We start from the raw sequence: 14,981 nt of genomic DNA on the forward strand, positions 1-14,981 counted from the left end.
AGGGCGGCGGGGACACTTTCGGCTGTGTCCCCTGCACCCCCGCAACGATAAGGGCGTTGCCCTTAACCCACACGCTTTCGCGTAGAGGATTTAGTATTTGTGGTTGAATATTACATTTCAAATACTGTCATTGCAAGCGAGTGAACCGAGCAGCCCAATCTTAAGCGATAGAACGAACGTCATTGCGAGGGCACACAGTGCCCGCGGCAATCTCAGCCGAGAGAAAATAGTAGTTACTGTACTTGTTCCATGTAGGGGATTGCTTCGCTATGCTCGCAATGACAAGTAAACCGCCTGTTGCCTGTCATTGCGAGGGCATTTATGCCCGTGGCAATCTCAGCCGAGAGAAAATAGTAGTTACTGTACTTGTTCCATGCAGGGGATTGCTTCGCTACGCTCGAAATGACAAGTAAACCGCCTGTTGCCTGTCATTGCGAGGGCATTTATGCCCGTGGCAATCTCAGCCGAGAGAAAATAGTAGTTACTGTACTTGTTCCATGCATGGGATTGCTTCGTCGGGCTTTGCCCTCCTCGCAATGACATGGTAGCCGTAACCCCAAAGGCGGGCGGAGAAGGGTTGCGGATTGCAACAACAGGAGCAACGCACGCGCACGGGCTGTATATTTAATACTGCCCTGTGCGGGCGGTGCTCACGTAGTTGCAAGACGCGCCCTTATACGCCCGCCGCCTACATTTTTTCGAAGAAAGTTCTCTTAAGCACCTCTTCCCTGTGCCCCTTGCTGAGAACGCAGAAACGAACGGCGTAACCGGAAACGCGGATTGTGAGGTTGGGATATTTCTCGGGGTGTTCGTGCGCGTCCAAAAGTACGGCGCGGTCGTACACGTTTATATTGAGGTGATGACCTCCGCGCGTAAAGTAGCCGTCCAAAATAGCCGCGAGATTTTTTTCGCGGGTGGGCTTGTCCTTGCCCAAAGTGGACGGAACTATGCCGAAGGTGTTGGAAATGCCGTCGCGGCAGTCGTTGTAGCTCAACTTGCTAACCGAGTTGAGCGAGGCGAGCGCACCGTTGTGTTCGCGGTTGTGGAGCGGATTTGCTCCGGGCGCGAACGGCTCGCATTTCTTTCTTCCGCAGGGCGTTGCGCCCGTCTTTTTGCCGTAAACCACGTTGCTCGTAATGGTGAGCAAACTCAAAGTGTGTTTTGCCGAGCGGTAGCACGGGGTGCGGCAAAGAGCCTTATAGAAATAGTCGGTGAGATGACGCGCTATATCGTCTACCCTGTCGTCGTCGTTGCCGTATTTGGGGAACTCGCCCTCGGTGATATAATCGGTTACGAGCCCGCTCTCGTCGGCAACGGGCGTTACGCGGGCGTATTTTATAGCCGACAAACTGTCGGCGGCAACGCTTATGCCCGCCGCGCCGAACGCCATAAGTCGCTCCACGCTCGTGTCGTGCAACGCCATCTGCAATTTTTCGTAGGCGTACTTATCGTGCATGTAGTGAATTATATTCATTGTGTTCACGTAAGTTTCTGCGAGCCAGTCTATATATTTGTGATAACGCTCGAGCACTTCGTCGTAATCGAGTTTGCCTTTAAGCGGCGGCATTTCGAACGCCACGCGTTCGCCCGTCATTTCGTCGCGCCCGCCGTTGATGCTCATCAAGAGCACTTTGGCAAGGTTGCAACGCGCTCCGAAAAACTGCATTTGCTTGCCTATCTTCATTGCCGAAACGCAGCAGGCTATGCCGTAGTCGTCGCCGTATATGGGGCGCATGAGGTCGTCGGACTCGTACTGAATGGACGAGGTGTCTATGCTCACGCGGGCGCAGAAATTTTTGAACTCGGCGGGGAGTTTTTCGCTCCAAAGCACCGTAAGGTTGGGCTCGGGCGAGGCTTTGAGATTGTAGAGCGTGTGCAGTATGCGATAGCTCGACTTGGTTACGAGCGTGCGCCCGTCTTCGCCCATGCCGCCTATGCTCTCGGTTACCCAGGTGGGGTCGCCCGCGAAAAGCTCGTTGTATTCGGGGGTGCGAAGCTGACGGTTAAGACGCAGTTTGAGCACGAGTTGGTCTATAAGTTCTTGCGCTTGAGTTTCGGTGAGCACGCCGTTTTTAATGTCGCGCTCTATATAAATATCGAAGAAAGTAGAAGTGCGCCCTATGCTCTCCGCCGCGCCGTTTTGCTCCTTTATCGCGCCGAGGTAGGCGTAATAAGTCCACTGGATTGCCTCTCGCGCGTTCTCCGCGGGACGGGTTATATCGTCGCCGTATTCTTTCGCCATTTGCGCCAGCTTGCCCAAAAAGTCCACCTGACGGAAAAGCTCTTCTCTGAGCCTAATGTTCTCCTCGTCCATGTACTTATGCGCGAGCGTTTCGAAATCCTTCTTTTTATCGGCTATGAGCCTGTCCGTTCCGTACAAAGCCACTCTGCGGTAGTCGCCTATTATGCGCCCCCTGCCGTAGGCGTCGGGAAGCCCTGTGAGTATGCCGTATTTTCTCAGTTTGCGCATTTCGTCGGTGTACACTCTGAACACGCCGTCGTTGTGCGTGGTCTTGTATTCGAAATTGTCCTCTATCTTTTGGCTCAACTTGTAGCCGTACGCCTCGCACGCGCCGCGAGCCATGCGTATGCCGCCGAACGGATTGACTCCGCGCACGAGCGGCCGTTCGGTTTGAAGCCCGAAAATTATTTCGTTTTCTTTATCCACGTAGCCGGGCTTGTAGCTTAACAGCGAAGAAACTTTTTCGGTGTCTACGCCGAGCACGCCGCCCGCCTCTCGCTCGCGCTTTAATAGGTCTTCGTAGTCGGCGAGCAGTTTTTGGGTTTTAGCCGTGGGCTTAGCCAAGAAATCGCCGTTTCCGAGATACGGCGTGTAGTTTTTTTGTATAAAGTCGCGAACGTCTATGCTCTCGCTCCAGTTGCCTTTTTTGAAATCTTTCCATGCTTCCATATTCGTTATTTTCCTTTTTAAGGTTATAATCCTTACTTACTTTGTTTAATTTTCGCAATTTTCGACAAAATTATACCTTTTCCGCGCTTTCGTATACGCATTCGAAATCCATCGTTTTCGTGCCGAGGTCGCTCGTGACCGCCACTCTGCCCGGTCCCGCAGATATGCTCCGAACGAAAAATCCGCCTTTGCCGCCCTGTAACGACAAGTGCCCGCTCCCTTCCACCGAAAGGCTTCCCGACGCGCACACCGTAACGGGCATAAAGCAGTAATCGAGCACGTTGCCGCGCCCGTCTTCGGCGGTGAGCGAAAACGCTATGCGCTCGAAAGATTTGGTGCACTTGAGAGTGCCCTCGCACGAGCTTTCCACCGAAAGAGTCTTTCTTATGGCGGGCATTATAACGCGCGTCTTTTTCACCTCGCCGCCGTATACGGCTTCGAACTTGTACGTCACGCCCTGCGGCGGTATGCGCAGATATTTTTCGGCAAGCGCGGTAATCTCGGCGTTGTCGAGCTTGCACAGCTTGCCGAGAAAATATGCCTTTTTGGACGCAACCGCGCCCAGCCGCGTAGGTCCGAACTTTTCGCAAGAACGTATCACGCTCTTAAACAGCTTGAGCCTGAGTCCCTCTCCCACCTCGCGAGCGGGCAGGTCGCCGCAAAAATCGTCTATCACCACGGGCGGATGCTTTAAGTGCGGGAAACGCTTGCGGTCGGGCAAAAATTCGCCCGTCTTTTCGCCGTCGCGATACATAACAATTTTGTCCGCGTTGGTAAACACATAAAGTTTGCCGGTAAAATCGCACTCGCTCAAATTACTGCTCAGTTCGAGCACCGGTTCGCCGTCGGTTTGGCTCATGTAGGCGAACGCCGCGAGCTTGGGATTGCGGTGCGCGTCGAACACGCCGTAGTGGTTCACGTTGTCGCCGTCGCCGTGCATGCGCCCCGCGGCAAAGTCGCAAAAGCTCATGCCGAACGCGCCGAGAGCCGCGCCGCCGAGAGTATCGTCTATAGCTTCGAGGTGGCGCAACGCCTGCTCGAGCCGCACGCTTTCGCCGCTGTACGCGCTCGACGGGCACACGCTCCCCGTGTGTTCGCTTATTATATAGGGCGCAAACCATTTGCGCTTAATCCGCCTTGCCCTCGAAACCCGTTCGCACTCGTTGTACGCAAACACGTCTTCGAACATTTTGCTCGCAACGAAATTGCGCGCGCCTATCGTGGCGCGGGTGGGGTCGGCGGCTTTCGCCGCTTTGTTCGCCTTAAAATACAGCTCGTCGCAGTCGGCGGAATTGTTTACCCGTATGCCCCAGCCTATTATGCAGGGCGCGTTGCGGTCGCGCAGTATCATGTCGGTTATGCTTTCGGTAAACGCTTCGCGCCAGTCGGCATTGCCTATGTAGCCGTCGCCGTACACGTCCTCTATTACCATTAGCCCTATGCGGTTGCACTCGTCTATAAAGTCGCGGCTTGCCTGTCCCATAGTGCGAACGGCGTTACAGCCCATTTCCTTTATTATGCGGGCGTCGCGCCTTTCGGTTTCCGCCGTGGCGGCTCTGCCTATGGCGGGATAGCAGTCGGCGCGGTTAAGCCCTATAAGTTTTATCTGCTTGCCGTTCAAATAAAATCCGTCGCGCCTGAACACGGCGGACGCGAAACCGAACCGCACCGTTTTGCAGTCTATAATCTTTTTGCCGCTCTTGAGTTTTACCGACGCCGTATACATTACGGGATTGTCGGGCTGCCAATACTCGGGCGACGACACTTCGCCGTGCAAGCGCATAGCCGAGCCAACCACCGTGCGCGGCGCAAGCTCGCCCACGGAGTTTCCCGAGGGGTCGAGAATTTCGCCGCTAAGCTCGGTGTCGGGATAGTAATCGTAAAGTTCCGCGTCGGCGGTGATTAAGCTCTTATTGCCCTCGCGCACCGTGCGCACGCAAACGTCGCGTATATCTCTGCCGTCGCATATCATAAACACCGCGTCGCGGTGCACTCCGCCGAAAAGCGTGAGCGGACCGCGCGTGCCGCTCCCGTACTCGGGTCGAAGCGCCGCGTCGGCTTTAATCACTATGCGGTTTTCGTAGTTGTATTTTACGGGCGCGGTGATATCGGCAACAAAGGGAGCTTCGCCCTTGTGACTCGTAACGAATATGCCGTTTACGTACACCTCGGCATACGAAAGCACCCCTTCCATTCGCAGAAGCAAACGCTTGCCGTTGTAGGTTTCGGGCACGGTGAGTATGCGGGAATACGTTCCCACCGCACGCATTGCGCGTTCGTCGAAATAATTTTCGCTGCCGCACTTTACGTTGTGCGGGAGCTGTACTATGAAACTGTCCGACCAGTCGAAATCGGGTTCGAGGCAATCTGCCAAAAATCCTCTTCTGTACAGCCAACCGTCGTTAATAGGTATTTCCTTAATCAATGTCCGCCTCCGTTCAGCATTGTAAAATACTGCACAAACTTATATTCGCTACGTTGCGAGTATATCTTGCCTTCGGCGTCTTTGCAGTAAAAATATACGTATGGATTGCTTATTTTGAGCGCGTCCGCCTCGCTCTGCTTGAACATGAACCGCTCCATTTCCTTGCGGTAAGAGGCAACCTCGCCGCGCACGAGCAGGTGCGGGATATTGTTTATATCGTCGGTTGCGGCGTAAAGCGGACGGTAAGAAACGTATTTGTCGGCGCAGTGCAAGCCTATTTCCACCACCGAAAGATTGCGAACGCCTGTGTTTACAATTCGCCAAATGAGCCTCTTGCTGTCGGGTATCATCTTGCCCTCTATACGCGCGCGCTTTTTGTTGGAATAAACGAATTTGACTATTTGCATTGCCGCCAACGCAAGCAACGATAAAGGCACTGCCGTAACAAAGAAATAAAACAGTATATCGAGTATCATTCGCATTACCTCTCTTTTGAGTTATTGCAACAGTTTCGCGCTTCGCATAATGCGCATGAGTATGGAAACAAGGAAATACGAACCGAGTATAACCGTTGTGGCAAAGAACAGTTCCGCCAAATCCAAGCCGGTCACTCCGAACAGGTCGGGCAGGAATATCACGCCCACTATGCTCACCGTAAGCACGGTAATCATGAGCACGGTGCGGAAACCGTCGAACGGCTCGCAAGTCTTATAGAGCACCATCATGCCGGTATAGGTCATTGCTATAACGAGCATGCTTTGGTAAATATCGTTGGGCATTGCTGGATTGCCGAATTTTTGATACAGATACGTTGCCATAACCGCGCAGGTGAGCGTAACTCCGCCCGGCAAACATCGCCCTATTACGTTCGACAGGAACCTGCCGCGTATGATATCGGTGTTTCTTTGGAAAGCGAGCGCGAAACTCGGCAGTCCTATAACCAGCATTTCGAGCATGAGAAGGTTGGAGGTATCGAAAGGATACGGCTTTCTCAAAATCAGGAAAATTACGGAGAGAGCCATGCTCATGAACGTTTTCATAAGGAACAGCGAGCTTGATTTTTGAATGTTGTTTATAACCCGCCTGCCCTCTTTCACCACGTCCGGCATGCTCGTAAAGTTGGAGTCCAAAAGCACGAGGTGGCTCACGTTTCTCGCCGCGTCGCTACCCGAGGCTATTGCCACGCTGCAATCGGCTTCGCGCATGGCGAGAATATCGTTCACGCCGTCGCCCGTCATGGCAACGGTATGACCTTTGGCTTTGAGAGCTTTCACGAGCAAGCACTTTTGTTCGGGCGTGACTCTGCCGAACACGGTGTACTTGTTCGCCGCCTCTATCACTTCCTGATTGCTGAGCCCCTCGAGCGAAATATAAAGTTCGGCGTTTTCCACGCCCACGCGGCGGGCAACCTCCGAAACGGTGATGGGATTGTCGCCCGATATTACTTTTACCGAAACGTTGTTTTCCTTAAACCACTTTATGGTTTGCACCGCGTCGTCGCGAATATGGTCTTCTATAACTATAAGGCAAACGGGACGGCGCACCGCGGGCAACTTTTCGCCCGATATCTCGGCGGGAGAATGAGCAAGCACGAGCACGCGGTAGCCGTTGGCGGCGTTCTCGCTCACAATCTTTTCTATGCGCACGCCCATATCTTTGAGCACAAACTCGGGTGCGCCGAGCATGTAAGTGCCCGCGCCCTCGAAAGTAACCGCGCTCAGTTTGCGCTGACTGGAAAAGGGCATAACCGTTTTGGGCTTGAGCACCGAGCTGTAGCCGAACTTGTTGGCGAGAGCCATTGCCGTTTGGTTGTTGTCTTCGGTGGCGGTGAGAACGCTTCCTATAATTTCCGAAAGCGAATTTTCCTGCGCTCCGCCCTTTATTTCTATTACGTTGTTTACCTGCATGCTGCCGTCGGTGATAGTGCCCGTTTTATCGAGGCACAGCACGTCTACGCGAGCGAGCATTTCTATGCAGTACAAATCCTGCACGAGCGTTTTCTTTTTGGCGAGCCGAATTACCGACACCGCGAGTGCGCTCGAGGTAAGAAGGAACATACCCGAAGGTATCATGCCTATAACCGCGCCCGAGGTACTGCTTATAATCGCCCGCCACTTTTCCATGCCCAAAAGCGCGGCAACGTCGGGACTTTTGTACGCGCTCCACAGCAAAAGAGCGGTAAGGGGTATCAAAATCACGCCCACCACGCGAATTATAAGGCGCACCGAGTTGTGAAGCTCGGATTTGGGCTTGCGGTACTTTTTGGCGTAAGACGTGAGCGTTTCCACGTAGTTGTTCGCGCCCACCTGCGTTACGCGGGCGTATGCCGTGCCGCTCGTAACGAAACTGCCCGAGAAAAGCTCTCCGCCCTCTTTCTTGCGCATGGGAACGCTTTCGCCCGTGAGCATGCTTTCGTTAACCTCTATATCGCCTTTTATCACAACCGCGTCGGAGGGTATCTGCTTGCCCATTTCGAGATAAATAATATCGTCGAGCACTATGTCCGATATGGGCACGGCTTTCTTTTCGCCGTCGCGCACCACAATCGCGCTCGGCGCGGTAATCAGGTTGAGTTTGGCTACGGTGCGTTTACTCTTTATTTCCTGCACTATGCCTATCGTTGTGTTTGCAACCGCTATAACCAAAAACAGCATTTGGTTGAACTTCGCGCCCACGGTAATGAGCGCGGCGGCAACGATGAAAATTATGAGGTTGAAGAACGTGAACAGGTTGGATATGAAGATGTGAGCGTAAGACTTGCCCGTTTTGGTCTTGCTCACGTTCACGTAGCCGTCGGCTTCCCTCTTTTCCACCTGAAAAGCGGTGAGCCCTTTGGAATACTCGGGCTCGTAACGCTCCGCCATGGAATAATCGGTGCTCACGAAACGCTTGCGCTTTTTTCTTCTCTGCGCGGTGAGCCTGTCTTGACTGAGCATAGAGCCGTCTATTGTTCTGCTTCGCGAAACGGTGCTCGCGCTCCCGTCGTCGTCGTTGCCGCCCGCCTCGAACACCCGCCTGTCTATGCGCAAGTCTATGGTGTTGGTGTCTTTGGTGACTACTTTGGGAAGCCCCTTGAGCCGCTCGCGCGTTTCCTGCTCGCGCTCCGCCCTCGCCGCCGATTTTTTGGCGGCGGCACTCTTGGTCGGCTTGTCTTCGCCGTCCATCATGCGCTTGGCTATTATTATTTCTTCTTCTGCCGATTTATCGAGCGGCGAACGGTTCTTTTCGCCTGCCGAAACGGTCTTGTTGCCCGCGGTTTTCTTCATGTTACAATTATACAGCAATGCGCCGAATGTGTCAAGCCCGATTGCGAGTAAAAAATTATCGCCGATTGTTACGATAAGGCGAATTCCCTTTTGCTTTTAATCCGATACATCGGAAAAAGCAACTTTGTCCAATTTTTTCACCGTAAAAACAATATCAAACGCGAAAAATTTCAAAAAAACTTTACTTTTTAACGCGGATACTGTATAATTATATAAAGATAATACTTTTGACAACAAAAATCGACTTTTTTCGATTTTCTATTTTACGGAGAAAACCACCGCATGCGTTGGAACTTAAAAAGAGCCAAAATGCTATTTGCACTGATACCCGCTATATCCATAGTGTTTTTCATTTTGACCTCCAATAACAATATATTCGCCGACCAGAGCTTTGCCGCCTTTGATATTTATATGCAAATATGCGACGCGGCGCAACCCGAAGAGGGCAAAAATTCGCCCCGCGATTACGACGCGGCGCAAAATTTCGCCATTGCCGCCGACGTTTACAACAATACCGACTCGGTGCAGGGCACCATTACGGGCACGGTTAACGCCCTCGGCGGCTTTTACACGCAGAAAGTGCAAAACTACCACGCCAAAACCGCGGGCCATATTTTCACCGAGTCCGTTTCCCTTTCGGCTATAGCCTCGGTAGCCGAGCAACGCTATTTCAAAGACGGCGCGCTTTTGTACAGAAAGGGCGAAACCTCGGGCAGTACCGTTACCGGCTGGGCAAGCGGCGTAACCGAGCTTGCGCCCGCGGTATACCGCCAGCGTTACGGCATAGTGCCGCAAGAAATATCCAAATACAGCGTTACGAGCGGCAACGGAGAAAAAGAAGGCTCGATAATTTCGGGCAGTCTCGTATCCGAAAACGCCGACGGCACGTTCACTTACGAACTCATATTAAACGGCGAACTCGCGCAAAAATACTCGCGCTACGAAATGATGACCTTTGCGGGCGTGACCGAGTACCCCACTTTTTACTCCTGCCGCATGGTTTACACGATTGACTCGGCGTGGCGCATACTCGAAGTTAAGAATTTCGATACCTACGATATAGCGGTAATGAACGGCATCAGGTGCGAAAGCTCGCTCACCGAAATTTTCAGTTACGAAGAAGGGTACATGCCCGAACGCGCAAAGATATTCGCGGACTACGTTCCCACCGGCAACACCGGCAACGTGGACGTTCAAAAAGGACCTTCGGAATATTTGAGCGAGGCGTTCGGCGATTACATATCGGGCGTAAAGCCGCTCAAACTCACCGCAAAAGCCGAATTGCTCGGCGAAACTTTGGATATCGCCGCGGCTATAGATATAAAAAACAACGATTTCCGCTTTAAGATAGGCGAAGATATCTTCGCGGCGTATTCGGGCAACGAAATATTCCTTTCGCTCGGCGAGAGCAAAGTTCGCGCCGCGGTTTCCGACCTAAGCCCCCTGCTTTCTTCGCTCGGCATAGATTTGGGCGGCTTCGGTTTTGACGCGAGCATACTCGACAAGCTGTTTGCCAACCACACCATAGAGGAAACGGACTCTCACGTGCACATTTTGATGCCTTTCGAACTAATGGGCATTAAACTTAACGTGGATATGGGGCTTATAAAGCTCGAAAACGGCAAGACCGCCGCCGACACCATAACCGCCGAGATTACGGCGGGTTCGGTAAATATAGACGCGGCCATACAAATCACCGACTCCGTTTCCCTTCCCGAGCTCGATAAAAGCGAATACGTTTCGATTTCGCCGCTGCTCGGCTCGATAGCCGATACTCTCTCGCAAAAGGCGTTCTGCGCGGATATAGCGGTACTCTTGCAAACCGACAATGCCGCCGAGAGCATAAGCGGCAAAATAAACGTAAACTTAAATAACGGCACGCAGATTTGGGGCGAACTCGGTTTATCGGGCATAGCCGCCGAATTCGCGTACGCAGACAACGCCGTTTATCTCGGCGCGGGCAATATAAAGCTCATGCTTCCGCTATCCGACGCGCACAGTCTGTCAGACTCGGTAAACGAAATCTTCGGCAGCATGGACGAGTTCGCGCAAAACGTCGCGCCGCTTTTGGGCAAAGAAACGGCGGACAAAATCGTTGCCGCGCTCGACACTGTAGACGATGCGATTTCCTCGCTTAAAAACGGGGATACCTCCGCTCTGCTCGACAAGCTGAACTTTATTTTGCCCGAACTCGGCGTAAACAGCATACTCAAACTTTTGTGCGGCGCGGAAATAACCCAAAATTCCGTAAAACTGCCGATTACCGCCGCAAACGGAAACGCCTTCGATATTTCGCTTAAAACGGACGGAAATTACATATCCGAGCTTTCGCTGAGCGGGCTCGAGCTGTTCGGCGTAAAAGCCGACTTAAACGCCGCGCTTACCTTCGGCGACAACGGCAACGCCAACGTAAAGCCCGACGATTACGTAAATATTCTTGCGCTCAAACCGGTGCTCGACGCGTTGCCCGCGCTGTTAAAGTCGGACAAATTCAACCTCGAAATAACCGACGGCTATCTCGGAACGTCGGTGATATCGGGCGAGCTTAACGGAAAGATACAGCTTTCGCTCTCCCCTCTTTCGGTAACGGGCAAGCTCGAGTTCCGCGGCAAGCACGATATTGCCTTTAAGTTCGAAAACGAAACGATATACGCTGCTATAAACGACTTGCGGGTTAAACTCGCGCTTTCGGACATAAACTCCATAGCCGACAAGATAGCCGCGCTCATTCCGCCCAAAACTCAAGACGGCGCGGCGGTGGGCGACGCGGCATACTCCGCGATTAAAGCCGCGGGAATTATACAAAACGCGCTCGGCGGAAAAACGCTTGCGGATATCCTCTCGTATGTAACGGGCTTTACTCAAAACGGTAACTGCGGCGTTACGGTATCTTTGGCATTCGGCGACTTTGCCGCGGATATCGCAATTTCGGCAAACGCAAACGCGCTCGTTCTCGACGCCTACAACATAAGCTACGGCGACGTGCTGAAAAACAGCCGCATAAAATCAGCGCTTTCCCCCGCCCTGTCGGTGGACTCTTTCGCGTTCGATACCGCTACGTTCTGCGACCTCGCAACGGTGAGCGACTACATTGCGCCCGTGTTCAACACGCTCGACGAAAAATATTTCAACGTGGCGTTTGACGGCAGCGTGCTCGACAGCCGCAACTCCGCGATTACCGTAAACGGCGAACTCAAAGTGCGCGTAACCGAGGGCTTTGCGGATATATACGCGCAAGTTTCGCTCGGCGGCAAAACGGGCGAACAAAACCTAAAAGTTTATCTTATAGACGGCACGGACTACTCCGCCGAAAACGCAAAGTTCGACGCCTACAAGTTACGCGCCTATCTCGACTACAACGGATTTACGGCAACCATAGACTACGAGTCGGTGCTCCGCATTGTGGGCGCGCTCTCCGATATCTTGAACATAAAGTCGGATTTGATAGACAACCTCGTAAAAGACGTTTACAACGAGTCGCTCGACCCGTCGGTATTCGAAACTCTGAACATAGCGGGGCTCGATTCAATCCGCGACGCGCTCAACTCCGTGCTCGGCGCGGCTGACGGCGGACTGTCGTCTATTCTCGGAACTGCCGCCGACAAAATGCTCGACTCCGTTCTCGCGGGCATATCGCTCGGATTTAACGAAAACGGTTTCCTCGAAATAGGCGTAAACAATTCGGTGTTCAATCCGTTCGACACGGGCAAAGCGGTTATCACGCTCGGGCACGACGGCAAACTTTTAACCCACGCGGGCATAAGCAATTTGAGCGTGAAAGGCAATACCGTGGATTTCAACGCGCGACTCGATTGCCAAGCGTTCGAGTTCCCCGCAGAGCCTACCGAAAACGTGAAAGACTTTTCGAGCATAGACGAGCTTTTGATAGCGGTTATAAAAACCGCGAGTCTGCGCGAATTCGAAATAACGGGCAAAATCAAGCTCAATTTGCTCGGACTGATTAAGCCCGAAATCCCGTTTAACGTAAAAGTCAAAATTCTTTCCGACGGCTCGACCGTTGCGGCGGTTAAGCTCGAAGTGCCTTACGTAATGTTCGGCTCGCTCAAGCGCACCGACAGCTACATTTACTTTGCCAACGACATGTTGTATTTCGTGGTGGACGTATGGGACAACGGCGCGTTCGGCGCGGGCAATTACAAGAACACCGAGTTCAAATCGGCAACGCCCGAGGAATTTTTGGCTAATCCCATAGATTACCTGTTCTTCCTGCTCCGCATGAGCGACTCCATACAGTCGCCCATCAAAAACGCAATGACCGGCTCGAGCGGCGGCACTCCCTCCGCCGACCTTAACCAAATACTCAAAGCGTACTCGTATAGCGAGCAAAGCGGCGCGTTCAACTTAAAATTAGGCTTAAAGGAACTTACAGGCAGTAAAGACCTTAACGACGTTAACATAAATCTTTACACCACCGACGGCTACGTATCGGGATTTGCGCTCGACACCAAGTTTACCGATATGAACATAACTCTTTCGCTCGAAAACACCGTGCTTTCCAACCTAAACGTACAAGACGGCAAAGTGCTCGGCGCAAACAAGCTCGCAAACGTAAGTTTCGGCAAAAGCGCGGCACAGCTCGGCGGCAGTATAGACAACCTCGAAGATTATCTTGCCGTACTCTTCCCCGTTGAAGCCGCCCAAACTTTGGGCAAAAAAGCCGAGCACAAAGCAGACCTTGCAAACGCCGCGGCGCAAAAGGCGGGCGAGTCCGTAACGGCGGCTCAACAAGCCGTAGATACGGCGCGTAGCGCATACGACTACGCGAACAAAGCCGCCGAATACGCCGAAAAGGCGGCGGCTCTGCGCACCGAACGCGGATACGCGGCGGCGGGCTATGCGGCTCTCGGCTCTATAAAAGCGGTATCGGCAACGGTAAACGCAGTAAACGCGGCAATAATCGCGGCGCAAAACGCGGGCGACGAAGGGGCGCAAACGCTGGAGAACGCAAACGCATTGCGCTCCGAAATTCTCGCAAGCATATCTTCCGTAGCCGCAAAAGCGGCAACGGCGGCAAACGCCGCTTGCGCCGAAAGCATAAAGGTTGCGGGCGAAACCGTTCGCGCTGCAGTTCAAAAAGCGGACTCGGCGCAAAGCGCGAACAATTACGCCGATTGGTTCGAAGCCGCCGCCCTTGCGGGCGAAACGCTTTCCGCCATAGAAACGGTGAACACGGCGAGCCGAGCGGCAAGCCTTGCCGCGGCAATCAGCGGCGACCAAAGCCTTATAGCTCAAGCCGAGCAAAACGCCGCGGCGGCGAGCGAGATATCCGCCGACTACGCGGGCAAAGCCGCAAACGTGGCGATAAATTCGGCTGACGCAATATCCGAGCGCGGCAAAGCCATAGCGCAAAATGCGTGTGAGAACGCTCAAAACTCTAACTACGAGTCTGCGAGCGCGAGCATAACCGAAGCTCTCGACTACGCTCGCGCCGCATTGCAGGCGGCAAACAGCGCGAAATCCGCGGCACTGCTCGCCGAGCTCGAGCAAACCTCGAACGAGGCTCAAGCCGCCGCCGACAACGCAGCTAAAGCCGCGCTCATAATAGGCGACAAACTGCTCGACACCTGCTCGCACTCGGTAACCGCGCTTTACGGTTCCATATCGGGCAAAGACGACTCCCGCGCTTCGCTCGAAAGCTCGCAATCCGAACTTAAAACGGTAAGCGAATTTGCAAATCTCGCGGCGCAAGCCAAACCCTACGCGGGCGAAAACGGAGCAAGCAGACTGAAAGAAATTTACCGCACCGCGGCAGACTGTGCGAACGCGACTCTTACGCGGGCGAACAAAGTTTTGCACGAGCTTGCTCAAAGCGCGGCGGCCGCCCTTACGCAAACGGTTGCGCAAATAGGCTCGCCAAACTACGGCACGAGCGATTTCGACAAAATAAAAGAGCACGCCGCCAAACTCTCGAGCGCGGCAGACCGTTTCGACTCGGCTATATTTACCCTTACCGAAAGCACGCTTTCTACCGCGAACGCAATCTACTCCGCCGCTCTTCCCATTCTCGACGAAACAGCCAAGGAAACGGCGCGGGCGTTACTGTTTGAAACTCTCAACGACGGCAACACCGTAACGGGCGCGTTCAACTTGCTCGACTCGGCGATTTCCTCCGCGCAGGCAACCGCGAACCGCGTTTGCGAATATTCCGAAAAGCTCAAAGCCCCTTGGTACGACGCGGCGGGATTATTCACGGTTAAGCCCGCAAAGGAAGCGGCAACCGCCGCCCGCGACAAAATAAACAATATAAACGCCGCCGCAGACACTGCCGCGACGGCATTAGACTCTTTACGTTCTTTGTATAAATCCATATACGCTTAATTGTCATTGCGAGGGCGTAGCCCGCGGCAATCTCATGCTA

5 protein-coding genes are annotated in these 14,981 nt (G+C 53.3%); 1 reads left to right on the forward strand and 4 read right to left on the reverse strand.

Going from position 1 to position 14,981, the window contains the following annotated elements:
- Positions 1 to 688: 688 nt before the first annotated feature.
- From pflB to NFR55_RS08815, 4 genes are all read right to left on the reverse strand, one after another.
- A complete protein-coding gene (pflB, locus tag NFR55_RS08800; RefSeq protein ID WP_251548380.1) occupies positions 689 to 2,911 on the reverse strand; it encodes a formate C-acetyltransferase in 2,223 nt (740 codons plus the stop codon).
- Between the two features lie 70 nt (positions 2,912 to 2,981).
- Positions 2,982 to 5,336, reverse strand: coding sequence for a glycoside hydrolase family 2 protein (locus NFR55_RS08805; RefSeq protein WP_251548381.1), 2,355 nt, complete (start codon positions 5,334 to 5,336; stop codon positions 2,982 to 2,984).
- Positions 5,333 to 5,812, reverse strand: a complete 480-nt coding sequence (locus tag NFR55_RS08810; protein ID WP_251548382.1) for a class III extradiol ring-cleavage dioxygenase family protein — start codon at positions 5,810 to 5,812, stop codon at positions 5,333 to 5,335. Before NFR55_RS08810 ends, NFR55_RS08805 begins: the two co-directional genes overlap by 4 nt.
- Before the next feature lie 21 nt (positions 5,813 to 5,833).
- Positions 5,834 to 8,602: an HAD-IC family P-type ATPase gene (locus NFR55_RS08815; RefSeq protein ID WP_251548383.1), complete on the reverse strand. Its 2,769-nt coding sequence runs from the start codon at positions 8,600 to 8,602 to the stop codon at positions 5,834 to 5,836.
- A 411-nt stretch (positions 8,603 to 9,013) separates the two neighbouring features.
- Here NFR55_RS08815 and NFR55_RS08820 point away from each other — a divergent pair, with 411 nt between their 5' ends.
- Positions 9,014 to 14,941, forward strand: a complete 5,928-nt coding sequence (locus NFR55_RS08820; protein WP_251548384.1) for a hypothetical protein — start codon at positions 9,014 to 9,016, stop codon at positions 14,939 to 14,941.
- The last annotated feature ends 40 nt before the right edge of the window (positions 14,942 to 14,981 follow it).

The organism is Pumilibacter intestinalis (assembly GCF_943193005.1).
GTDB lineage: Bacteria > Bacillota > Clostridia > Christensenellales > Pumilibacteraceae > Pumilibacter > Pumilibacter intestinalis.